Origin of the sequence: Kitasatospora sp. NPDC002227, assembly GCF_040296285.1 — a bacterium.
GTDB lineage: Bacteria > Actinomycetota > Actinomycetes > Streptomycetales > Streptomycetaceae > Kitasatospora.
In genome coordinates this window covers 167,948-192,156 of record NZ_JBEOWY010000005.1, presented here as the reverse complement: position 1 = coordinate 192,156, position 24,209 = coordinate 167,948, and the positions used below count along the sequence as shown (strand labels likewise).

12 protein-coding genes are annotated in these 24,209 nt (G+C 72.1%); 6 read left to right on the top strand and 6 right to left on the bottom strand.

The genetic code is table 11. The annotated features are described in order from the left end of the window. Positions 1 to 65 precede the first annotated feature (65 nt). Positions 66 to 995, top strand: coding sequence for a proline dehydrogenase family protein (locus ABT095_RS06910; protein WP_350528233.1), 930 nt, complete (start codon positions 66 to 68; stop codon positions 993 to 995). 82 nt (positions 996 to 1,077) lie between these two features. Here ABT095_RS06910 and ABT095_RS06905 read toward each other — a convergent pair whose 3' ends face one another. Beyond that, positions 1,078 to 3,018 (bottom strand): AfsR/SARP family transcriptional regulator, encoded by a 1,941-nt coding sequence (locus ABT095_RS06905; RefSeq protein ID WP_350528232.1) that lies wholly within the window; start codon positions 3,016 to 3,018, stop codon positions 1,078 to 1,080. A 132-nt stretch (positions 3,019 to 3,150) separates the two neighbouring features. On the opposite strand from ABT095_RS06905, the gene ABT095_RS06900 reads away from it, so the two are divergent. After that, positions 3,151 to 6,087 (top strand): AfsR/SARP family transcriptional regulator, encoded by a 2,937-nt coding sequence (locus ABT095_RS06900; RefSeq protein WP_350528231.1) that lies wholly within the window; start codon positions 3,151 to 3,153, stop codon positions 6,085 to 6,087. Here ABT095_RS06900 and ABT095_RS06895 read toward each other — a convergent pair whose 3' ends face one another. The 5 genes from ABT095_RS06895 to ABT095_RS06875 form a co-directional block, all read right to left on the bottom strand. Further along, positions 6,088 to 6,552, bottom strand: coding sequence for a hypothetical protein (locus ABT095_RS06895; RefSeq protein ID WP_350528230.1), 465 nt, complete (start codon positions 6,550 to 6,552; stop codon positions 6,088 to 6,090). It lies immediately after the preceding gene. Positions 6,553 to 6,559: 7 nt separating this feature from the next. Next, positions 6,560 to 10,495, bottom strand: a complete 3,936-nt coding sequence (locus tag ABT095_RS06890) for an SGNH/GDSL hydrolase family protein (RefSeq protein ID WP_350528229.1) — start codon at positions 10,493 to 10,495, stop codon at positions 6,560 to 6,562. Between the two features lie 97 nt (positions 10,496 to 10,592). Continuing rightward, positions 10,593 to 11,279 (bottom strand): hypothetical protein, encoded by a 687-nt coding sequence (locus tag ABT095_RS06885; RefSeq protein WP_350528228.1) that lies wholly within the window; start codon positions 11,277 to 11,279, stop codon positions 10,593 to 10,595. Continuing rightward, a complete protein-coding gene (locus ABT095_RS06880) occupies positions 11,276 to 14,305 on the bottom strand; it encodes a hypothetical protein (protein ID WP_350528227.1) in 3,030 nt (1,009 codons plus the stop codon). The genes ABT095_RS06885 and ABT095_RS06880 overlap by 4 nt, the downstream gene beginning before the upstream one ends. Next, positions 14,305 to 14,793 (bottom strand): hypothetical protein, encoded by a 489-nt coding sequence (locus ABT095_RS06875; RefSeq protein WP_350528226.1) that lies wholly within the window; start codon positions 14,791 to 14,793, stop codon positions 14,305 to 14,307. The genes ABT095_RS06880 and ABT095_RS06875 overlap by 1 nt, the downstream gene beginning before the upstream one ends. A 592-nt stretch (positions 14,794 to 15,385) precedes the next feature. Between ABT095_RS06875 and ABT095_RS06870 the strand changes: the two genes are divergently transcribed. The 4 genes from ABT095_RS06870 (at position 15,386) to ABT095_RS06855 (ending at position 24,203) form a co-directional block, all read left to right on the top strand. Beyond that, positions 15,386 to 15,880, top strand: coding sequence for an AMIN-like domain-containing (lipo)protein (locus ABT095_RS06870; RefSeq protein WP_350528225.1), 495 nt, complete (start codon positions 15,386 to 15,388; stop codon positions 15,878 to 15,880). A 92-nt stretch (positions 15,881 to 15,972) separates the two neighbouring features. Further along, complete coding sequence (locus ABT095_RS06865; RefSeq protein WP_350528224.1) at positions 15,973 to 16,482, top strand: hypothetical protein; 510 nt, start codon at positions 15,973 to 15,975, stop codon at positions 16,480 to 16,482. Positions 16,483 to 16,571: 89 nt separating this feature from the next. Continuing rightward, positions 16,572 to 17,534: a hypothetical protein gene (locus ABT095_RS06860; protein WP_350528223.1), complete on the top strand. Its 963-nt coding sequence runs from the start codon at positions 16,572 to 16,574 to the stop codon at positions 17,532 to 17,534. A 129-nt stretch (positions 17,535 to 17,663) separates the two neighbouring features. Continuing rightward, positions 17,664 to 24,203 (top strand): RHS repeat-associated core domain-containing protein, encoded by a 6,540-nt coding sequence (locus ABT095_RS06855; protein ID WP_350528222.1) that lies wholly within the window; start codon positions 17,664 to 17,666, stop codon positions 24,201 to 24,203. The last annotated feature ends 6 nt before the right edge of the window (positions 24,204 to 24,209 follow it).

Sequence of the window (24,209 nt, the reverse complement as noted above, 5' to 3'; positions counted from 1 at the left end):
GACCACCCTCACCCGCCCGGCCTCCTCCTTCTGCCTCCCTGCTGAACCATCTCCAGGAGTCCCCGATGCTCCGTTCCGCCCTCCTCGCCGCGTCCCGCTCCCCGCAGGTGCGCACCGTGGTCGAGAAGTTCCCGCCGACCCACGCGATAGTCGAGCGCTTCGTCGCCGGTGAGGCGCTGGACAGCGCCGTCACCGCGTGCGACGACCTGGTGGCCACCGGCCGCAAGGTCACCCTCGACCACCTGGGCGAGGACACCAAGGACGCCGACCAGGCCGCCGGCACCGCCGAGGCGTACGAGCACCTGCTCGCCGCCCTCAAGGAGACCGGTCTGGCCGCCAGCGCCGAGGTCTCGGTCAAGCTCTCGGCCGTCGGGCAGTTCCTGCCGGTGGACGGCGAGAAGATCGCCCTGGAGAACGCCCGCCGGATCTGCGAGGCCGCGGCCGACGCCGGCACCACGGTGACCCTCGACATGGAGGACCACACCACCACCGACTCGACCCTCTCCATCGCCCGTGAGCTGCGCGCGGACTTCCCGTGGCTGGGCGTCGTGCTCCAGGCCTACCTGCGCCGCACCGAGGCCGACTGCCGCGAGTTCGCCGGCGCCGGTTCGCGCGTGCGCCTGTGCAAGGGTGCCTACAAGGAGCCCGAGTCGGTCGCCTTCCAGGGCAAGCACGAGGTCGACCTCGCGTACGTCCGCGCCCTCAAGGTGCTGATGGCGGGCGAGGGTTACCCGATGATCGCCTCGCACGACCCGAACATGATCAAGATCGCCGGCCAGCTGGCCGAGTGGAACGGCCGCAAGCGCGACAGCTTCGAGTACCAGATGCTGTTCGGCATCCGCCCCGAGGAGCAGCTGCGCCTGGCCGAGGCCGGCAACACCATGCGCGTCTACCTGCCCTACGGCCAGGAGTGGTACGGCTACTTCATGCGCCGCCTGGCGGAGCGCCCGGCCAACCTGACCTTCTTCCTGCGGGCGATGGCCACCAAGAGCTGAACCGCATTGCGGTGAAGGGCTGTTGTGCACCTCGGTGCGCAACAGCCCTTTCGCGTCGGCCGGCCGCCTCAGGCCGGCCGCCTCAGGACAGGGCCACCGCCCGCTCGGCCAGCACCCAGTCGGCGTCCCCGGCCAGTTGGGCGAGCAGCTCCGAGCGGCGGGCGTGCAGACGGACCAGGGGGGCCAGGGTCCAGCGGCCGGGCCCGGCTTGCTCGACCAGGTGGCGGGCCTCGAGGGCGCGCAGGGCCAGCCGCAGCCGGGCGGGGCTCTCGCCGCTGAGCGCGGTGGCGGTGTCGGTGTCCACCGGGTCCTCGGGGTAGCGGGCGAGCAGACGCAGCAGCCGGGCCTGCCCGGGGTCGAGCCGGCGGCAGCTGTGGTCGAGTGCCGGGCCCACGCCGTGGTCGTCGCCCGGGAGCCAGAGAGCGTCCAACCGGCAGTCCTCCGGGGTGAGTTCCCCGACCAGCTCGGCCACCGGGGTGGCCGGCTCCGCCGCCAGCCGGACGGCCGCGACCCGCAGCGCCAGCGGCAGCCCGGCGCACAGCCGGACCAGCTCCCGGGCCGGCCCCGGCTCGGCCGCCAGCCGCTCCGGGCCGAGCACCAGGCCCAGCGCCGCCAGCGAGTCGCCGAGATCGAGCGGGCCGAGCGGCAGCGGCTGTGCCCCGGCCTCGGCGAGCAGCCCGCCGAGGCGGTCCCGGCTGGTCACCAGCGTCAGTGCGGCGCCCGGAGCCGGGAGCAGCGGGCGGACCTGGCGGTGGCCGAGGGCGTTGTCGAGCACCACCAGCAGCCGCCGGCCCGCCGTCCGGGTGCGGTACAGCGCCGCACGCCCCGCGAGGTCGGGCGGGACCTGCCCGGCCGGTACGCCGAGCGCGGTCAGGAATCCGGCCAGCACCTCGGCCGGGCAGGCGGGCTCCGCCGCGTCGAAGCCGTGCAGGTCGGCGTGGAGCAGGCCGTCGGGGAAGCCGTCTGCCCGCAGCTGAGCCCAGTGCAGCGCCAGCGCGGTCTTGCCGACCCCGGCCGGTCCGGTGACGGCGAGGATGCGCGGGCCAGGTGCGGGTGCGGCCCCGTCGCCCGTGCGCGGGCCCACGGCGGCTAGCCGGTGGAAGTGGTCGAGCGCGGCGAGCTCCGTCGCGCGGCCGGCGAAGCGGGCGCCGCGGTCCGGGCACTGGGCCGGCCGAGCCGCGTCCGCCACCGGCGCGGCGGGTTCGCACGGCTGGTGGGAGGGCGTGGCGGCGGGAGCGGCCGGCCGGCGGGTGGCCGGCGGTCCGGCCGGTGGGGCGGGAGCCAGCGACGGGGCCTGCCGCAGCACGGCCAGTTCGAGCTCCGCCAGCCTGCTGCCCGGCTCCACGCCGTACTCCTGCGCCAGCACGCCGCGCAGCCTGCGGAACACCGCGAGCGCGTCGGTCTGCCGCCCGCACCGGTACAGCGCGAGGGCCAGCCGCTCGGCGATCGACTCCCGGGCCGGGTGCTCGGCGAACAGTGCGGTGAGCCGGGGCACCGACTCGGCATGCCGGCCGGCTGCCAGGTCCAGGTCCGCGAGCAGCTCGTGCGCGGCGAACCGCTCCTCCGCCAGGCAGGTGCGGGCGCCCGCCGCGAACGGCGCCGAGACCCCGGCCAGAGCCTCGCCGCGCCAGAGCGCCAGCCCGTCGCGCAACAGCCGGGCGGCCTGGTCGTGCTGGCGCCCGGCCGCGAGTTCGCGCGCCGTGGCGAGCCGGGCCCGGAACGTGGTGGCGTCGAGCGCCGCCTCGGGCACCGTCAGGCGGTAGCCGCACGCGTCCGAGGAGAGCTGCCGGCCGAAGGCCGACGGCAGCTGGGTACGCAGGGCGGAGACCCCGGAGTGCACCTGGGCCCGGGCGGTGGGCGGCGGCTCGCCGTCCCAGAGCGCCTCGATCAGCTGATCGGTGCCCACCCGTCGGCCGCCGTGCAGCAGCAGGAAGGCCAGCAGGGCCTGCCGGCGTGGCCGGGGGACGGGGATCGGGCTGCCGTCGAGGTGGACCTCCAGCGGGCCCAGGATGCCGTACTGCACGTGCTGCCTCCGTCGGTGCGACGCGGTTTCCCGTCGGACGCGCCCTAGCTTCACGAGGCCGGACAATCAAGATCTAATATGGATCCAACGCGCGGGTCGGCAGCGCGTGCCGGCACTCCGGAAGAGGCTCGCATGCGGTTCACCCTGCTCGGTCCGCTGGCTGTGCGGGACGAGGCCGGTTCGCGTGCGATCGGCACCCGCAAGGTGCAGCTGCTGCTCGCCCTGCTGCTCCTGGAGGCCAACCGGCCGGTCTCCGCCGAGCGGATCAAGCTGACCCTGTGGGGCGAGCGGCCGCCGAGCACCGTCAACGCCTCCCTCTACAACCACGTGGCCCAGCTGCGCCGGGCGCTGGCCGGGCCCGGCCCGGAGCGCGTCGCCCGGCTCCACCAGGGGTACTCCCTGCGGGTCGAGCCCGGCGAGCTGGACGCCGAGGAGTTCGCCGAGCACGTCCAGCAGGCCCGGCAGGCGTACCTGGCCGAGGACTGGGCCAGGACCGTCCGGCGGGCGAGCGCCGCCCTCGCGCTGTGGCGCGGCGAGCCGCTGGCCGAGCTCGCCGGCTCGCTGGACGCCGGCGCCCGGCTCTCGACCTACGCCCAGGCCCGGCTGCAGGCGCTGGAGTGGCGCTTCGACGCCGAGCTCGCGCTGGGCCACCACCACGGCCTGATCCCCGAACTCACCGCGCTGGCCGGGGAACACCCCCTGCACGAACCGTTCCACCGGCAGCTGATGCTCGCGCTGCACCGGACCGGGCGCCAGAGCGATGCCATCGCGGTGCACCAGCAGCTGGTCCGTACCCTGGCCCGCGAACTCGGGGTCACGCCCGGGGCGGACGTACAGGCCGCCCACCGCGAGGTGCTCTCGGGGCCGGCGCCGGCGCCGACGCCCTCGGCGCCCGCGCCGGAGCCCGCGGTCCCCGCGCCGCCGGCGGCACCCGTGGCCTCCGGGCCCGCCCAACTGCCCCGGCCCACCCCCAGCTTCGTCGGCCGTGGCGACGAACTCGCCGTCCTGGCAGCTCACCTGACGGAGCGCCAGGCCGAGCCGCCGGTGGTCGTGCTGAGCGGCATGCCCGGGGTCGGCAAGTCGGCCCTGGCCGCGCGGGTCGGGCGGCAGCTGGCCGCCGAGTTCCCCGACGGCCAGCTCTACCTCAACCTGCGCGGCTCCACGGCGAGCCCCGTCGCGGTCGCCCCGGCGGAGGCGCTCGAGCAACTGCTCGGCGCCCTCGGGGTGGAGGCCCAGCAGGTCCCGTCCGACCTCGACGCGGCGGCCGCCCTGCTGCGCTCCACCCTGGCGGGGCGGCACGTGCTGATCCTGCTCGACGACGCGGGTTCGGCGGCCCAGGTCCGCTCCCTGCTGCCCGGCGCCTTCGGCTGTGCGGTGCTGGTGACCAGCCGCTCCCCGCTGGCCGCGCTGGACTGCACCCTGCGGCTCTCGCTCACCCCGCTCCCGGAGCCGCAGGCGCTCGCGCTGCTCGACAAGGTGGTCGGCGCCGAGCGGGTGGCCGCCGAGGCGGACGCGGCCCGCCGGGTCCTGGAGCTGTGCGGCCGGCTGCCGCTGGCCGTCCGCGTGGTGGCGGCCCGGCTGGTGGCCCGCCCCTCGCTGAGCCTGGCCACCCTGTGCGACCAGCTCGACGACGAGACCGAGCGCCTGGACCACCTCGCCTACGACGACCTGAGCGTGCGGCGCTCGCTCGCCCTGGCCCACCGCGCGCTGACCACCTCCGCCGACCCCGTCGACCGGCTGGCCGCCCTGGCCCTGCGGCGGCTCGGCGCGATCGCGCTGGTCGAGTACGAGGCCGCCGCGGTGGCCCGGCTGCTCGACTGCCCGGCCGGGCGGGCCGAGGCGGCGCTGGCCCGGCTCGCCGGGGTCGCCCTGCTGGAGGAGCTGCGCCCCGGCCGGTACGGCCTGCACGACCTGGTCCGCGACTTCTCCCGGGAGCTGGGCCTGCGCGAGGACGGCGAGCAGGAGCGGGGCCAGGCGCTCGGCCGCGCCCTGCGCTGGTACGCGGACCAGGCGGGCGGCACCAGCGTCACGATCCTGCCCGCCGGGTCGGGCCGCGGCCGGGTGCTGGACGAGGCGGCGGCGGACGCGGCCTTCGCCGACGCGGCGGCCGCCCTGGACTGGTACGACCAGGAGGTGCCCAACCTCGGCGTGCTGATCGAGCAGCACCTGGCCCACCCGCTCGGGCCGGTGCTGGTCCGGGCACTGACGCCGGTGATGCAGTACCGGGGCCACTGGTCCACGCTCGGGAAGATCAACGACCTGGCCCTGGCCGCCGCCCGGGAGACCGGCGACCGGTGGGCGCAGGCCTTCTCGCTGCACGACGGCGCCGGGACGCTCTTCATCGCCGGGGACTTCGAGGCCGCGCTGGCCCGGGTCGAGCAGGCTCTCGAACTCTGGCGTGAACTCGGCGCCCACACCTTCGAGTTGGCCGCGTCCAACAACCGAGGCACGCTCCTCGAGTACCTCGGCCGGTACGAGGAGGCGGCCGCCGTCATCGAAGGCGTGCTCGAACTCGACCAGGGCGCCGACGACTACACCCGCGCCGTCGCGCTGAACAACCTCGGCAACCTCTACGAGCACACCGACCCGCTCAAGGCCATCGAGGCGCACCGGCGCAGCCTGGAGCTCGGCGAGGGGATCAGCGTGCCCGGCTTCCAGTGCGCGGCGCACTCCAACATCGGGTTCGCCTACCTGCGGCTCGGCCGGCCGGCCGAGGCGCTGCCCCACTTCGAGCAGTCGGTGGAGCTGGCCGACGGCGAGGGCAGCGACTGGCTGGCCGAGTACACCGCCCGGCTCGGCTTCGTCCAATCGCTGCGTGAACTCACCGACCACCGGCAGGCCTTGGCGGAGAGCCGCCGCCTCCTCGAACTGACCGAGACCCAGCAGGACACCTACAGCGAGGGCCTCGCCCGCCACCAGTACGGGCTGGCCCTGCGGGCCGCCGGCGAGCCCGCGGCGGCCGCCGTCGAGCAGTGGAGCCAGGCCCTTCGGCTGCTGGAGAGCACGGACAACACGGCCGTGGTGACCGAACTCCGCGACCTGCTGGCCGCCGACGACGCCCAGGGGTGATCAGCCGGCAGGTCCGCAGTCCGACTGCCTCGGTGCAGCGGGTGTCGTGCCCGACGGGCCGGCCCGGAGCGTGTAGCAGCGGGTGAGCGAGCCGGACATCGGTGCGGGCGGGGCCGCGACCGGGACGCGGACCCGGATCCGGAAGTCCGCGGTGCCGCCGGCGCCGGGAGTCACGGCCAGCACCTCGATGCCGACGGTCGCCGCCGCCCGGTCCACCTCGGCCGTCGGGATGCCCCGCGTGTAGTCGAGGGCCGCGACCGAGCGGCCGAAACGTGCCGCCTGGGCGTCGGCGTCGGCGCGAGCGCGCTCGGACTCCCGCGCCGACCGGGAGGTCTCGGTCCCGAGGAGAACGGCGACGGCGGTGGCCGCCACCGCGACCAGCACGGCGCAGCCGGTCAGCCGCCTGCGCCGCCGGCCTCGGGCCTGCCGTCCGACCACCGTCTCGTTCTCCTCGGGACCGTTCATCGTGCCGCTATCCTCGCTGACCGGTCAGGGCGGACACCAGCGCGTCGGCGTAGGCCTGCGTCCCGCCGTTGTTCGGGTGGAAGCTCTCCCGGCTCACGCAGACGGTCGAGGCCAGACACATCGGGTTGGAGTTGTCGATGTCGATGGTCGGATTGTCCCCGCCTCCGTTGGGGCCCGCCACGACCGTGTTGATCCACTCCCCGGACCCGCCCCAGCAGGCGTTGTGCCCGGCGAAGGCCGGGATCACCGGCACGAACCGGGCGTTCACGCCGGCTGCCTGGACCTGGGAGACCCAGGTCTGGTCGTCGTTCTCGAACCGGTGGGCGAGCCGGCTGAGCATGTCGGTCTCGCCGGCGGTGAACTGGGCGATGGCGCCGTTGCACTCGCTGCCCTGGGAGAGGATCTCCGGATACCCGAGCAGCATGATCCGGGCGTTGGGCGCCAGGGTGTGGATGTCGGTGAGGACCTTCTTGACGCTGCTGCCGAGACTGTCGATGTCGGCGGCGATGCTGTCCTCGTACGACTGGCTCACACAACTCGTCAGCGGGTTGGCGCAGTTCTGCATGACGCCCGGGAAGCCCGCGTCGTTCCCGCCGATGGTGAGCGTGACGAGCGTGGTGTTGGCGTCCAGGAAGCCCGACTGCAGCTGGGAGATCTCCCGGAACTGCCCGTCCGCGTAGTGCCAGAACTGCCCGCCGCCCTGCTGCCAGTAGAGCGGCACCCGGCCGCCCACGGCACTCCCCAGTTCGGCGGTCACCGCCCCCGAGCAGGCGACGGAGTGGTAGTCCAGCGTGGTGTCCCTGGCGTCCGCGCGGGCGCCGACCGAGCTGCTGGAGCCGGGCAGGACCGCCTTGCGGGACCAGGAGTTGGCGCTGCGCCGGCAGGCGTCCCAGGCCGGGTTGCCGTAGTTGTTGTCGCTCTCCACGGCGTACGACCCGGCGCCTTCGCCGGAGCTGTACGAGTCGCCGAGGGCGACCACGATGTCGGCCGGCTTGCCGGGCAGCGGGGAGAAGGCCATGGCGTCCCAGGCCACGTCGTCGGTCCCGGTGCCGTCCAGGGTCAGGTTGGAGAGCGAGACCCTGGGCGTGGAGTAGAAGTTGAAGACGCCGAGGTCCACCCAGGCGTTCTGCTGCCGGTAGTGGTTGGTGGGGATGGTGCGCTGCTCGACCGAGAGCGACGGGTCGGTGTTCCCGGTGTAGACGGTGTAGGTCGCCTGCTGGGTCTGCGCGCCGAACGAGGGCAGGTGCACCAGGACCCTGGTCCAGCCGGTCATCGGCGGCGCCGTCCAGGTGCCGGTGACCACCAGCGGGTCGTAGGGCGTCAGCTGGTCGCCGTTGCTCTTCTGCGAGCGGGTGTGGGTGAACCAGTAGTGGCCGCCGAAGCCGCCGCCGATCTGGTGCAGGTCGATCTTCCCGGGGTACACGACCTGGCCGTTCTGCTGGGTCGCGTTGAAGGCGAAGGAGAGATCCCCCTTGCTCGTCCAGGACTTGGGCGCGGGGCAGCTGTTCGGCCCGGTGGTCGAGTCGGGCACGTCGTCGACGATCACCGCGTTGGCCGGCAGGCCGGTGGTGGTGCAGTCCGAGGGGTACGGGTTGGTCGCGCCGGGCCGGGGCTCGACGGCGGTGAAGGTCAGCGCCTCCTGGCCGCAGTAGGTGGCGCAGTCGGTCCAGCTGACCGGCTTGTGCCACCAGCAGCGGAGCGAGAGCTGGGTGCAGGGGGTCGCGCCGGGCGCGTTGCCGGGCTTGCCCTGGATGCTGGGGTCACAGCTGTCGCTGGCGTCGCAGAACAGGGCGGGGGCGGGCTCCGCCTGCTGGGGCGCGTAGCCGCCGTACTTCGCCCGCGCGTAGGCCGGGTGGTACGCCTTGTCGATGTAGCTGTAGCGCAGCAGCGGGGTGGAGGCCCAGCCGAGCACCCGCTCCTCGTAGGACCACTTGTTGGGCGTCTTGGCGTCGTCGGCGGACGCGCTCATGAACATCTTGCGGCCCGGCGGGTAGTTGGGATTGGCCGGATTGTTGATCCAGCCCAGCCCGTACACGTTGGGGTCGTTGTCCTCGCCCGGCAGGTGGTAGCCGGTGTTGTAGGCCCAGAGGGCGAACCACCAGTTCTCGAGGTACTTCGGGTCACCGTTGTTGGCGATCACCCCGGCGCCCCGGGTCTGGTTCCACTTGTCCTCGAGGATGGCCAGGCCGGCCGCGATGTTGGCCGCGTAGTCGACCGTGATGGCCTTCTGCTGGAGCGCGGTGAACTGCGTGTCGGTGCGGCGCATGCCGTCGGTGACCTGGCTGATCCCGTAGCCGCAGTCCGCGTTGGCCCAGGTGATCTGGTCGATCGTGCCGCTGTTGCCGAAGTAGCCGCCCTGCTCGAAGTTGCCCGCGATGGCGTCCGGGGCGTGCGAGCTGGCCTGCCACATGTTGGTCTCCTGGGCGAGGACGCCCAGCAGGACTTGGGCCGGCACCCGGCCGCCGCCGGCGAGCGGGTGCTGGGGGAAGAGCGTCTGCGGGTTGTAGGAGGCCAGACCGTCGTTGGTCCAGTTGGCGGGCCGGGTCGGCAGCAGGTTCTGCACGGCGAGGTCGGCCGCCCACTCGACCTGGCCCGGGGTGGGCTGGTAGGTCTGCGTCGTGGGGTCGTTCCGCGAGACGGCGCAGGTACGGTCCGGGTCCGTCGGGGTGGCGGAGGGATCCTGGCTGTCCGCGGCCAGTGCCCGGGCGCCCGCCGGACTCTTGGACGTCCGGCCGGTGGCCGGGGAGGCGTCGGTGCCGGTGGAGTTGACGGCGTGCGGCTGGACGCGGAAGGTGAACTCCTTCCCGGTGCCGGTGGACTTTCCGGTGATCCGGACCGGCAGCGCGGTGTTGGGGACCTGCTCACCCGCGGCGGCTCCGGCGGCCTCCATGCCGCTGGTGGCGCTGCTGATCACCAGATCGCCCCGGGTGGACACCTCGGACTCGGGCGCGGCGTCCACCGCGCGCCAGCCGTCCGGGAGGTGCCGGCCCTTGACCTGCGCGGTGGCCTTCGGGCCGGTCAGCAGGATCGAGCCGGCGGCCGTCCGGGCGAGGCCGACCTCGCCGAGGCCCACGGAGAGCACCTTGGCGTCCTTCCCACCGGTCACCCGGTGGATGTCGGCCTGCTTGCCGTGGGGCACCGAGAAGGCGAGCCCCCCGGTGGCATCCGGCCGGAGCTGGTACGGGGTGCCGTCGGCCGCCTCGCCGTGCACCAGCGGTGTGGCCTTGCCCGCGGGGTCGACGAGGACGACGTCCTTGCCCAGCGCGGCGGCGATCCCGTCCCCGTACCGGACCGCCGAGGTGAGCTGGCCGGGCACCCCGACGGTCGACCGGATCCGCCCGGCGCTGGCGTCGACCGTGAGCAGCTCGGTGCGGAGCGCGCCGTCGGCGGCGGGTGCGAAGCGGGAGAGGACGACGTCCTCCCCGGTGCCGCAGCCCGGCGAGTGGTAGGCCAGCGAGACGCGCGCCGGGAGTTTGGTGACCTTGCTGTTCGTCAGGTCGACGACCGCCGCGAAGGCACCCGCGTCGAACAGCGCCTCCTTGTTCACGAACTGGCGCGGCGCGTACACCACGACGGCCTTGGTGCCGGAGGCGGTCAGGCAGGACTGGCCGATCCACTGGTCCGCGTCGAAGCCGGGCTCGGCCAGGGTCGCGGCGGTCGTCCACTGGTAGCCGGTGGAGGCCGTGGAGGCGAGCACGTGCAGGCCGGTGGCGTCCCCGTCGAGGGTGACGGCGCGGTCGGCGGAGTCGCGCCAGCCGTGCGGCAGGACGGCGTCCGGCTGGGGCAGCTTGGAGCCACCGGCCGGGCCAGCCTGCTGGTCCTGGGTCTGCCGCGGCGACGGGCCGGCCTGGGGGGACCGGGCGTTGGCGGCGGGCAGGGCGAGCATGCTCGGCACGAGTGCGAGCACGGCCGCGACGACTGTCCGTCGTGGTCTGAATCTCATGATCCCCCCTTGGACGAGGTGTCGGGTGAACTGTGCGGAGGAACGCCGTGGCCCCGGGCCGGAAGACCCGGGGCCACGGCGCCGAGCCGGAGGCGGCTCAGGAGGGCTGACGGTAGATCTGGAGGTCGGTCTCCTCGGTCTGGGCGCTGAGCAGGGTGACGAGGGAGTTCTCCACCAGGCTCGCCGGACCGGAGGGCGCCGCCTGCCCGCTCCTGGCAGCCGCCAACTGCTCGGAGATCCAGGACTTCTGCCGGGCGGTGGCCTTGCCGTCGAGCACGGTGTCGAGGCACTGCGCCAAGGTCTCGGCGACCTTCTCCGACACCGACTTCCGGGCCACGCACACTGCGTTCCGCAGGCTGCCGTCCGTGTCGGACTGCAGCAGGACGGAGAACGAGTACCCGTCCGGAAGCTCCTTCAGCGCCTCCCAACTGGTGTGCGGCGGGAGGGATCCGGAGCGGTCGGCGCCGAGGTCCGACCGGTGGAACTCCAGGCCCCACCGGGACGCGAGCCGCTGGCTGACGGTGTCGGCCTTGAGCGCGGTCAAGGCCGGGGTCCGCCAGGCCGGCGGTGTCGTCGCCGTCGCGCGGCCGCTCGCGGGAGCGGCGGCCGAGGCGGTGCCCGACGGCCTGCCCGAAGCCGTGCCCGGCGAGGAGCCGGCCGACCGGGCGGACGAGGAGCCGGCCGACGGTGAGGCCGAGGTGTGCCCGTCCGACGAGCAGCCCGAGAGCAGCAGCCCCGCCGTCACGGCCGCCGCAGCGGCCCCGACGGCCGTCCGGCGGCTCACGGGACGAACGCGATCGCGTCGAAGGCGATGTCGGGCCCGCTGAACCCGCCGTTCGGGATCAGGTTGGTCACCTGTACCCGGGCCCCCGAGCACAGCAGCACGGACGCCGCGCCGAGCTGGAACCAGCCCTGCCCGCTGCTGGACTTGGACTGGTCGAGGTTGGTCACCGACGGGATCAGACCCTGGCCCATCGTGCCGCAGCCGTCGTAGATGTAGTACGGGACGTTGGTGGCCTGGGCGCCGTGGCTGGGCAGATGGACGAAGATCTTGTAGGCCGGACCGGTCAGGTCGGGCTCCCAGGTCGCCACCACCTTGTGCGAGATGTTCATCGGGACCGGCAGCCCGGAGCGCTGCGGCTGGAAGTTGTCCTGCGTGATGGTCGCCGAGTCGTAGGAGTGGGTGAAGAACATCCGCCCGCCGAAGCCGGCGCCGAACTGGTGCAGGTCCACGTTGGCCAGGTAGGCGGAGTGGTCGAAGTTGTCACCGGTGCGCAGCGTGAACTTGCCGCCGGCGGCGCTGCCGGAGCAGCCGTAGGTGTTCTTGTTGGGGTCCGAGACCGGGTACACCACGACGGTGCCGGCGCCCCAGCTCGACGGCTTGGCACAGTCGGGAGCCGGGTAGCGGGCCGCCATGGCCGGCTCGGGGTCCGCGCCGGTGTAGGCGAGCCGCTGGACGCTGCCGTTCACCGACAGCGGGGCGCTGATCCAGTTCACGGCCGGGCCGTGCCAGTAGCAGGTCGCGTTCATGGCCGGGCAGCCGGGCCCAGGGGTGCAGTTGTTGCCCGAGCCGCAGAACAGACCGTAGTTGGTGGACAGGTTCAGCCCGCCCACCACGGAGTAGGTCGGCTGCAGGTAGGCGAACTGCCCGTTGACGTCGTTCTCCGGGCGCTCGGCGAAGCCGAGCACCTTCTCCTGGTACGGCCAGTTGCCCGGCTTGGCGGCATCGGCGTACGAGGCCCGCAGGAACGGCTGCCGGTTGGCGGGGTACCGCGGGTTGGCCGGGTTGTTCAGGAAGCCGAGCCCGTAGCCGGCCGGGTCCTCACCGAGCGGGTGGTAGCCGGTGTTGTAGGCCCACAGCGCGGTGTACCAGTTCTCGATGTAGTGCGGGTCGCCGCCGTTGGGCAGCAGGCCGGCGCTGCTGATCTGGTTCCACTTGGCCTCCAGGATCTGGAGGCCGGCCGCGATGTTGGCCGCGTAGTCGGTGGCGATCGCGGTCTTCTGCGCGGCGGTGTAGGTGGTGGTGTCAGCGGCGGTCATGCCGGTGGTCACCTGGCCGATGCCGTAACCGCAGTCCGCCTTGGGGTAGTTGATCGCCACCGGGGTGGTGTGCCCGGCGGTGGCGTCGGCGGTGGAGCGCAGCAGGTTGCCGTTGCCGTAGTAGTCGGCGACCAGCGGGTTGCCGGAGTCACCGGCCACCGCGTGCCAGGTGGCCTGGGCGAGGTTGGTCTCCTGGGCCAGCAGACCGAGCATCACCTGCGCGGGGACCACGCCCCGGCCGTAGCCGTTGACGCCCAGGTCGGGGAACATGCCCTGAGGCGTGTACGCGGGCTGGCCGGTGGCCAGGTAGTTGGCGGGGCGCGAGACGGTGAGCGAGTTCGTCACCGCCCGGTCGACGGCCCACTGCACCATGGCCGGAGTCGGCTGGAGCGCCTGGTTGTTGGGGTCGTTGCGGCTGATCGCGCATTTCGGCACGGACCAGTTCGACTCGGTCCCGCTGGTGGGGTCGACCAGGCCGCCCGTGACGTCGCCCCAGCTGCTGGAGTCACCGGTGGTCAGCGCGACGGCGGAGTTCTTGGCGGCGGCGGGCGCCGACCGCAGGCCGGAGGTGGGCGCGGTCGTCGAGGCGCTGCCGAAGGACAGCGTGGGCACCTTGTCCGCCGTGGTGACGGAGCCGGTGTGGGCCGCGCCGTTATGGGTCGTCCGGACGCTGGCCCTGACCTGCCGTGCGGCGGCGTCCGGGGTGGGGCCGTGGCCGGCCAGCCTGGTCACCCAGGCCGGTTCGACCGTGTCGGCGAGCAGGTGACCCTGCCGGGAGAGCGCGGTGACCGGCTTCGGGGCGGACAGGGCACGCGGCGCGCCCGCCACCGACCTGTCCAGCCCTGCCACGTCGCCGACCAACGCGTTCTGGCCGCCGTCGAGTTGGAAGAGCTGCAGGCGGTCGAGGGCGGCTTCGCCGACCTTGGCCAGCCCGTGCGGCGTCCAGTGCTCGGCCACCGCCCGCCTGTCCTTGGCGGAGACCAGGTCGAGACCGTTGTCGGCGGAGGCCGCCAGGGCGAACACGGCGCCCGCGGGCTTGGCCACCTTGGCCAGCTGCCCGTCGGCGCCGATCCGCACCACCGTCGAGTCGGCGATGCCGTAGTCGCCGTCCCGGGCGGGGGTGAGGTTGGTGATCTGCCGGTCCGAGCGGACCGTGCCGGTGATCAGGGCCGAGGCGGCGTCGACCGCCATCACCTCGGTGGACTTGCCTTCCGGCCCGGTGTACCGCGCCAGCAGGACCTTGTCCTGCGCGCCGCAGCCCGGGGAGAAGTAGGCGAGCGAGACGCCCGAGGTGATCTCGCGCGCACTGCCGGTCGAGAGATCGACCACCGCGGCGAAGCCGCCCGCGTCGGCGCCTTCCGCGTGGTTGGCCACCGCCGTGGGCGCGTACACGGCGACCGCGTACCGCCCGGAGCCGGTCACGCACAGGTTGCCGGTCCACGTCGCGCCGGCGTCCACAGGCGCCGTCAGGGTGGCGAGCGTCTGCCAGGAGAACGCCTTGTCCTCGTGCGCGGTGTAGACGTGGAAGCCGGTCTCGTCCCCCGCGCCGGTGACCAGCACGTCCTTGGACTTGTGCCAGCCGGAGCCGAGGTTGGCGTCGGGGCTGGGGACGGCGGTGTCCGCTCCGGCCGCTCGCGCGGAGGGTGTCTCGCCGGCCGCCGCGGCGGCGACCTGCGGAAGGCCGAGCGAGACCAGGGCCGCCGTCACGGCGACCGAGGTCCAGGCCCGGCGCTGGGCCCGGCCGCGCCTGCGCCGGGTGGGGCTGCTCATCAGAACCACTCTCCGCAGATCGAGCCGAGCAGGTCGTCGCCACCGGTCGGGCCGGGGACCATGAACTTGTCGCGGTCGTCGACCCCGAACTGGTCGCAGACCCGGACCGAGCGGTGCCAGTCCTTCATGATCGTCTTGTCCGTGTAGGGGTAGTGGGCGACGAACTGGTAGGTGGTGGAGTACTTGAGCTCCCGGCCGCCCTCCGGAAGGACGGTCCAGAGTGTCATGGAGAAGTTGTTGGAGCCCTGCTTGATCGAGGCCTCCGCCCAGGTCGACTGGCAGGCCCGCGAGCGGTAGAGCGCGATGTGGGCGTACTGGCCGTCGAACTCCTGGAGGAGGTCCTGGTCGTCCGTGCACCCCGCCGCGTCGGGCGACTTGCCGTCGCAGGTGTTCGCCACGCAGGTCGGGGCGGCGTGGGCCGTGGCCATCGGTATCACCGCCGTGAGCAGTGAGGCGAACGCCGCGCAGGCCGCGAGGCGTGTTCTCAAACGCACTTTCGTATCCCTTCGACTGACTCTGTGTCATCTTCCGGCGAGATGCCCGGAAGCGTGCAGGGCCGAGGGGGAGGTGCGGGAACGGCGGGCGGACGGCTGAGCCGTCGATCTTGAAGAGGACTCGCGTGAGCATCACCCCTCGATGCCAACGCTCAGCCGCTGCTGGGCTTCTGCCGAGCCCGACCCACTTCCCCCCAGGGTGAGCCGGGGCGACAGTATCGGAAGAATCGGAGGCTTCGCCACCGGTATTTTTCCACCGGGCTTTCTCAGTATGGATGCGGACCAAACGATCCATCAGGAGGCAAAACGGACGTGCCCGATGAAGTTGTGCGGTGCCTGATGCAGTCAAGCCCGGCGGCACTTGACACCCTCCGGGCCGGCGTGGTGAGAATCGCACAAGCGGCCGACGGGGGTGCTGCTCACCCGCCGGCCCAATGCCTCTGGATCGCTCAGCAGTTCGCGTACCGTGTTGACCAGGAGGAATCCTGTTCCGCGGAGAGCAGCGTTTTCAGTACCCCCTCAGGGGTGCACGAATCTTTCATCATGCGGAGGACCCGCCGTGCCTGTCCGTCGTTCCCCTCGCTCCTTGCGCCCCGTCCTCGCCGCCGCGGTCCTGGCCGGGGCGGCCGTCCTCGGGGTGCTCCCGCTGGCGCCCGCCGCCGCTGCCGCCACGCCGACGTGTACGCAGTCCTGCTACCTGGACGCCCGGACGGGCGCCCACCCCGACTTCGACCGCCTGGTCTTCGACCTGGCCGGCCCGACGCTGCCGACCGCCCAGGGGGCCGTCTCCGCGACCGGCGAATACGTCGCCGGAAGCGGTGACGCCAAATTCGTCCAGATTCCGGGTTCGTCGTACCTGATGCTGCACAGCAGTTTCTCGCACACCACCTACGACGACGGTACGAAGTCGTACACGACGCCGACCGTGCAGCCCGTCTCGCTGCCTTCGATCAAGGGTGTCCAGCTGATCGGCGACTCCGAGGGGTACACCGACTTCGGAATATCCCTGGGCAGCTATTCCCGGTACCAGATTTCCAATCTCACCAGCCCCAACCGGCTGATCGTGGACGTCTACCACTGACCGGGCAGTACTTTCGATTTCGTGCCGATCATGGCACTCGAACAACATTTCACCGGATCTTCGGCCGGCGATTCTTCCTCAGAGGGGTGGATATGAAGAGTGTGATCAAGCGAGGTTCGCTGCGCGTGGCCGCTGTCGGTGCGGTGGCGGCCGTCGCGCTGTCCTTCGCCGGCCCGGCCACGGCCGAGGGTGACCCGACCGGTTGGGCAGGCTCGAACGGCGACGACACGGTCTTCGGCCCGGACCGCTGCGCCGGCAGCACCGACTGGTTCCGGTTCCGGTTCTACTACCACACCGGTTTCGGCGGCGCCTGGGTCAACATCGGCCATCCCGTCTCCGACCTGACAGCGGTCCCCGTTTTCAACGGCGCCAGGGACGTCTACTACCCGGTCAAGTTCTGCGACGGGACCGGTGACGGTGCCGGGCAGTCGGCCGCGAACAACGCTGCTTCGGCCTACAACTGGTTCGAGCACTACGCCGCCACGGTGTACTACAGCAAGAACTTCACCGGTGGCTGGGACCGCGTTTTCCCGCACAGCGGCTACGACCTGACCGCCACTCGCAACAACAACCGCTCCATCAACTTCGAGTCCTACAACTGAGCGGTCTCCCGCACAGCGGCGGGACCCTGAACGCCACCAGCCACAACAACCGTTCCATCAACTTCGATTCCTACTGAGCAGGTAATCCGGTGAAGTACAGCAGCGGAAGGTCCGGCGGGACGGTGTTCGCACTCCTCGCCTCGGTGCTCGCGCTCGCGGGCTGTTCGACCGGGCGGGGCGCGGACACGCCCGTGCCCACGGTCGCGGCCGCCGCGGCGGCCGGTGTCGACCCGTCGGCCTGGACGCTTCCGCTGCTGGCCTTCGAACCCACCGCGGAGCAGGACAGGGTGATCAGCCAGGCCGAGCTCAAACTGGTGGCGGCCTGCGTGCGCGGCTACGGCGTCGCGTGGCAGACCGAACCGGACCTGCCGCCGCACGGTCCGAAGAACATGCTGGACCGGCGGTACGGCATCCACGACCTGCGCCTTGCCGAGCAGCGTGGCTACCAGCTCGACGCCGGTGAGGAGAGCCGCTACAACGCGGCACTCCAGGCCCAGTCGAAGCTGCCGCCGACCCCGCCCGACACGGAGGTGCTGCTCGGCGGCACCGACATCCCGCCCGAGGTGCTGGCCAAGGCCGGCCCCTCGGCGCGGGCGGGTGTGGTGGGCGGGAAGCAGATCCCGCAGGGGGGCTGCTACGGCCAGGCCCGGCAGGTGCTCGGCAGCGCCACCCACGGCATCTCGCAGCTCGTCCAGGACCTCAACCACCAGTCGTACCCGGCGTCCATGCAGGACCCAAAGGTCCTTGCGGTGTTCGCCGGTTGGTCGGTCTGTATGAGCAAGCAGGGCTTCAGCTACAAGGCCCCGCTGGAGGCGAACGACGACCCGCGCTTCGGGCCCGACCCGAAGGGCGGGGTCTCGCGGCTGCAGATCGCCACGGCCACCGCCGACATCACCTGCCGCAACTCGCAGCATGTGGCGGAGGTCTGGCACCACGCCGAGGTCGAGCTGCAGCAGAAGTACATCGAGCAGCACCGAGCTGCTCTGGAGGCGGACCGCCGCACCCTCGACGCCGTCGTCAAGAAGGCGGCCGAGGTGCTCGCCCGGCCCTGAGCCCGGGACGCAGGAGCTGCGGGCCGGGCCTTCCGCATCATCATCAGCCCGATCCACAGTTCCTGAAAGGTCAGCTGCATCTCCATGCAACTAGCAGAATTCAACAGAAGGTTGTGCCGCTGGCACACCTTGGGGGTCCCAGGAGTGCTGGCGCTCTCCTTCGCCCTCGCACTGGGTACCAACACACCCGCGCTCGCCTCCGCCAAGCCCTCGCCCCCCAAGGCGGGGGCGGCGCCGTCGACGAAGCCGCTCGGTCCGGCCGAGGACGTGTTGTTGAACGGCTGGGGCGATTCCAGCGGCTATCACCTGGCGGTGGCCAGGGGTGGCTCGGGTTACAACTGGCACGAGGTCGCGCTGCTGCGGCCGGCGGGTATCTCGGACGATTCCTGGACGGGATATCAATGCACCTCGGGCGACGGGAAGTTCGCGGCGGTGACGGTGCTGCCGTCGGGTGCGGTGAACCAGGCCGAGGCGCGGGACCACGGTGCGTTCGCGTACTCGGTGGACCTCGGGACCGGTGCGGTGAAGCCGGTGGCGGCCGGTGTGGCGTTGAAGTACCACTCGCCGGGGTGCGGGGCCGGTGACGTCGCGGTCTTCACCTCCAATCCGGGGGTCGAGCAGCAGAGCACCGAGATCCTCACGGTCGACCTGGCCGCCGGGACGGTCCGGCGGACCGCCACGGTGGATGCGCAGGTGACGTCGGTGGTGCCGACGGCCGACGGCCCGGTGGGCGTGGTCGGCGCGAACCTGGTGAGGATTCCGGACTTCGGGGCGCCGAAGAAGATCGCGCAGGTCGAGGGCGCGGCGTTCGACCTGCGGCCGTTGGCGGACGGATCGATCGGCCTGGTGACGGTCCGTCAGGGTGACGACCGGGCCAAGGTGTTCAAGGAGCACGGCGGAAAGCTGACCGAGGTCGGCTCCGGCCCGCGCACCGGCGTGCAGCTGCTGCCCGGCCGGGCGGGCAAGGCCGTGGTGGTCGGCACGGACAGGCTGGACGCGAAGTCGGGCCTGGTGCCGGCGGGCAGCAAGAAGCTGCCGCTGGGTGCGAGCGCGGTGTCGCTGGACGGCGGCGCGGTGCTCGGCTACGACGCGCGGACCGAGGCCTCGGCGCCGCTGGTGGTCGCGGCCCAGGGGGACGCGCTGCTGGAGCGGCCGAAGGCCGGCAACAGCGCGGGTGCTTCGACGGTGCTGCCCGGCACCACCGCGGGCGCCGCCCCGGGCGCCGCGGGGAAGCAGGGCCGGGCGGTGTCCGAGAGCCTGCTCCAGGCCCCCGCGGTGGCCGCGCCGGCGACCGCGAACACCACGACGCCCAAGTGCGCGGTGCCGCGGCTGGCGGAGAACCGGCAGGTGATGCAGCCCTCCGCGAAGCAGGTGGAGTGGGCCGTCCAGATGGCCGAGCAGGGCCTGCTGACGGGTGCGCAGTACACCCGCCCGGCGAACTACGCCAACCTGGGCCTCGCGGCGTACGCACCCAACGGCGACTTCGCACGGATCACGCTGAAGCACCCGGCGGGTGACACCTGGGACTCGGTGCCGCGTTCGGTCTACCAGGCGATCGTGTCGCAGGAGTCGAACTTCAGCCAGGCCTCCTGGCACGCCGTCCCGGGCATCCCGGGCGGCTCGCTGATCGGTGACTACTACGGCGCCGGCGGCACGGTCACGCAGCTGGACTACTCGAAGGCGGACTGCGGTTACGGCCTCGGCCAGGTCACGGCGGGCATGTCGGTGGGCGACCACATCTTCTCGGTGAACGGCCAGACGAAGATCGCGGTCGACTACCAGGAGAACATCGCGGCCGGCCTGCAGAACCTCGAGTCCACCTGGAACAAGCTCTACGACATGGGCATCCTGGTGAACGGCGGCAACCCGCGCTACCTGGAGAACTGGTACCTGGCGACCTGGGCCTACAACTCGGGGATCCAGCCGGACGCGGGCCACGGCAACACCACCAACTGCACGCCGTCCCCGACCTGCGCCGGCCCGGACGGCACCTGGGGCCTCGGGTGGGGCAACAACCCGGTCAACCCGGACTACCCGCCGAACCGGGCCCCGTACCTGCAGACCACGTACGACGACGCCCGGCACCCGGGCAGCTGGCCGTACGAGGAGCGGATCATGGGCTGGATGGGCAGCCCGATCCTGCGCTACAACGGCACCGCGTTCACCCAGTCCTTCGCCAAGCCGACCTACCACGGCGGCAAGTCCTGGCTGCAGGTGCCGCCGGTGTCGCAGTTCTGCACGAGCGACAGCAAGTGCGACCCGAACTACGTCAACCAGGCCAACCCGAACATCAGTTACTGCACGCTGGCCGACCGCGAGTGCTGGTGGCACACCCCCACCACGTGGATCCCGGACTGCACCACCACCTGCGCCACCAGCGACTACACCTGGGCCTCGGGATCGACCGAGCCCTCGCAGAGCAACCCGCACCCGCCGACCTGCAACGTGGACGGCGCGAAGGTGCCCACCACCTCCAACGGCGCACCGGTGATCGTGGACGAGTCGCAGAGCTACCCGCCGCTGAACCTGGTGGGCTGCTCGTCACCGAACTGGTCGCAGGGCGGCACGTTCTCGTACTCGTACGGCACCAACGCGGCGGGCGCGACGCTGGGTGCGATCGACACCCACCAGCTGGGTGTCGGCTTCGGCGGGCACATCCTGTTCACCCACAGCGTGGACGGCTCCGACCCGTCGCAGGTGAACACCGGCACCTGGACGCCGAACCTGCCCAAGCTGCAGTACTACAAGATCAAGCTGCACATCCCCGCCACCGGCGCCTCGGCGACCAACGTGGTCTACACGATCAACCCCGGTGGCGGCGTCTCACCCTGGAAGATCCGGGTGAACCAGAACTGGGGCTCCGAACAGTGGGTCACCATCGGCACCTTCGCCATGCAGAACGGCGGCAACGTCCAGCTCAGCAACAAGAGCGACAGCCCCGCCACCGGCGGCGTCGACTACGCCAACTACGACGTCGCCTACGACGCCATCGCCTTCGTCCCGATGGGCGGCACCCCCGGCCAGCCGATCGGCGGACCACCCGGCATCCAGGACGCCCCCAAGGGCAGCAACCCCGCCTTCATCCAGTGCGGCTGCGCCCGGCGCACCGCCGGTGACCCGGTCGACACCAGCACGGGGTACTTCGGCGACGAGTTCACCGACCTCAGCACCCCCGGCCGCGGCATGCCGCTCAACCTCACCCGCAGCTACGCCTCCGCACAGGCCGACCCGAGCGGCCCCAACGGCTCGCTGGCCGTGAACGGACCGTTCGGCTGGGGCTGGACCTACTCCTACAATCTGTCCGCCGTCACGGACGCCACCACCGGGAACGTGACGGTCAAGCAGGAGGACGGTTCGCAGGTCACGTTCGTCAACTCGAGCGGCAGCTACGCGCCGAGCGCACCGCGCTACGACGCCACGCTGACCAAGTCGGGCTCCAGCTACACCTTCACCCGCAAGTCGAAGGAGATCTTCACCTTCGACAGCGCGACGGGTCACCTGACCGCTGAGACGGACCTGGCGGGCAGCAAGGCGAACCCGCCGTACTGGACGACCATAGGCTACGACGGCAGCGGCAACCTGCACACCGTCACCGATCCGGCCGGCCGTGTCTACACGCTGACCTGGTCGGGCGGTCACATCACCGCGCTGTCCGACTCCGCCGGGCGCCAGGTCACCTACGGCTACGACGCCAACGGCAACCTGACCGACGTCTACGGTATCGGCACCACCCGCACCCCGTCGCTCAAGGACGACGACCACGCCCAGTACGGGTACACCGGCGCGCACCTGCTCAACTCCATGCGCACCCCGGCCCAGTTCGGCAGCACGGCCACGCCCGCGCCGGTGACCTCGATGGTCTACGACACGGCGGAGCGGGTGCTGTCCCAGACCGACCAGCTGGGCCACACCACCCAGTTCACCTACGGTCCGGACACCGCCAACAACCTGGTGGCAGGTCAGACCCTGGTCACCGACCCGGCGGGCCACAAGGTCCTGCACAGCTACCAGAACGGCCTGCTGGTCTCCGAGACCAAGGGCTACGGCACCGCCGACGCGGGGACGTGGAGCTACTCCTACGACCCGGCCAGCCTCGGCGTCAGCGGGATCACCGACCCCAACGGCGGGGTCCAGACCTTCGCCTACGACGACCACGGCAACCAGATCTCGGCCAGTGACCAGCGCGGCTTCACCACCGTCAAGGCCTACGACGCCAATGACAACCTGATCTCCGCCACGGACCCGGCGGGCCTTCAGACCACCTTCACCTACGACCCCGTGACGGGCCAGCCCACCGGCGCCGCCCGCACCCCGACGGACGGGACCACCCCCGCGCGCACCGTCGCCACCTACTACGACGACCCGGCCCACCCGGCCGACGCCAGCCGGACGGTGGACGCCCGGGGCAACACCACCACGATGAGCTACGACGCGGCGGGTGACCTGGTCAGCATCACCGACCCGCTCGGCAACGTGACCAAGAACGGCTACGACACCGGTCGCGGCCTGCTCACCTCCACCGTCAGCCCGCTCGGCACCGCCGCCGGTGTCGCGCCCGGCTGCGCCCCGCCGGCCAAGGGCTGCACCACCTACCAGTACGACGCCTACGGCGACCGCACGCTGACCACCGACCCGATGGGCCACACGGTCGCGGCTGCCTTCGACGCGGACGGCGACCGGCTCTCCGACACCGACGCCAACGGCCATACCACCAGCTACGGTTACGACCCGGCGGACCGCCGGACCACGGTGACCAGGGCCGACGGCACCGTGCAGACCACCGTCCTGAACGGCGACGGCAGCAGGGCGAAGTCGGTGGACGCGTCCGGCGCCACCCTGGTGTACGGCTACGACGGCCAGGGGCGGGAGACCACCCGCACCGACGCCGCCGGCCGCACCAGCACCTCCGGGTACGACGCCGCGGGCAACCGGAAGACCCTGACCGACCCGTCGGGCCGGACCACCACGTTCGGGTACGACGCCGCCGGTCACCAGACCTCGGTCACCTTCTCGGACGGCAGCACTCCGGCGGTGACGCAGGGGTACGACGCGGCCAGCCGCGGGGTCTCGATGGCGGACGGCACCGGCACCAGCAAGCGGACGTACGACGCCTTCGGCGAACTGCTCTCGCAGACCAACGGCGCCGGCGCGACCACCACCTACACCTACGACCCCAACGGCAACATCCTGACGATCGGCTACCCCGGCGCCGCCGGGCAGACCGTCACCCGGACGTTCGACAAGAACGACCACCTCGCCAGCGTGATGGACTGGAACAGCCGGACCACCGTGCTGGGGTACGACGCCAACGGGAAGTGGACCACCACCACCTACCCGAACGGCACCACCGCCACCACCGCGTACGACGACGGTGCCCACGCGGTATCCGACACGCTCGCCAACAGCTCTGCCACGCTGGCCGCGCTCGGCTACAGCCGGGACAACGCCGGCCAGTTGGCCGGGGAGACCCCGACCGGGCTGTCGGGCAGCGCGCAGACCTTCCAGTACACCGCGCTCGACCAGCTGAAGTCGGCTACCGGAACGGGTGGTTACGGGTACGACAGTGCCGATCACCCGACCCAGCTGGGTGGCACCACGCAGGCGTTCGACGCCACCGGCCAGCTCTGCTGGAGCGCCGCCGGGGCGGCGGCCGCGAACTGCGCGAGCGCGCCGTCCGGGGCCGTGAGCTACAGCTACGACACCCAGGGCGCGCGCACCAGGAGCAGCAACGGCACCGCCGTCACCACCTACGGGTACGACCAGGGCGGCCGCCTCACCTCCTGGGACAACGGGACCAGCCGGAGCACCTACGCGTATGACGGAACGGGTCTGCGCACCTCGGTGACGGCCGGCGGCGTCACCACCAGGTTCACCTGGGACGGTTCGGCCACACCGAACCTGCTCTCCGACGGCACCACCAGCTACCTGTACGGTCCGGGCGACCTGCCGCTGGAGCAGATCTCGGCCAACGGGTCGCAGTGGTTCTTCCACGACCAGCTGGGCTCGACGAGGGCGCTGACGGACACCGGCGGCGCCGTCGTCGGGGACTACTTCTACACCCCGTACGGCGCCGTGGCGGCGCACAACGGGACGGTCACCACCGCCCTGCGGTTCAACGGCCAGTACGCCGATGCCGGCACCGGGTTGATCTACCTCCGGGCCCGCTATCTGGACCCGGCCACGGGGCAGTTCCTGACCGTGGACCCGATGCTCACCCAGACGCTCAGCGCCTACGGCTACGCGTCCGGGAACCCGTACAACACGACGGACCCGACCGGTCTGTGGCCCGGCAGCGGGCTGTGGCACTCGGCGCAGAACTTCATCCACGAGCACAAGGACGCCATCAACCAGGTGGCGGCCTTCGCGGGGGCGATCGGTGTGGGACTGACCATCGTCTCGGCGGTCTTCCCCGTCACGGCCCCGTTCCTGCTGCCGCTCGCCGCGGTCTCGTTCGGAGTGTCGGCCCTGGCGACCGGAGCGCTCGCGGTGGACGCGTGTGCCGACCCGCACGCAAGCTACCTGGACTGCGGGGCCAACGTAGCCTACACGGCGTCGGCCGTGGTCGGTGCCGGAGCAGCGGTCAAGGGGGCGGTCACGGCCGTCCGTGCGGTCGGGGCGGTGAAGTTGGACTCGACGATCTCCGCCTGGACGAAGATCTGCGGGAAGTAGTATCTG

Coding starts and splice junctions, on each gene's coding strand:
- ABT095_RS06910 (WP_350528233.1), top strand. CDS start 66: ATGCTCCGTTCCGCCCTCCTCGCCGCGTCCCGCTCCCCGCAGGTGCGC.
- ABT095_RS06900 (WP_350528231.1), top strand. CDS start 3,151: ATGCGGTTCACCCTGCTCGGTCCGCTGGCTGTGCGGGACGAGGCCGGT.
- ABT095_RS06895 (WP_350528230.1), bottom strand. CDS start 6,552: ATGAACGGTCCCGAGGAGAACGAGACGGTGGTCGGACGGCAGGCCCGA.
- ABT095_RS06890 (WP_350528229.1), bottom strand. CDS start 10,495: ATGAGATTCAGACCACGACGGACAGTCGTCGCGGCCGTGCTCGCACTC.
- ABT095_RS06880 (WP_350528227.1), bottom strand. CDS start 14,305: ATGAGCAGCCCCACCCGGCGCAGGCGCGGCCGGGCCCAGCGCCGGGCC.
- ABT095_RS06865 (WP_350528224.1), top strand. CDS start 15,973: ATGAAGAGTGTGATCAAGCGAGGTTCGCTGCGCGTGGCCGCTGTCGGT.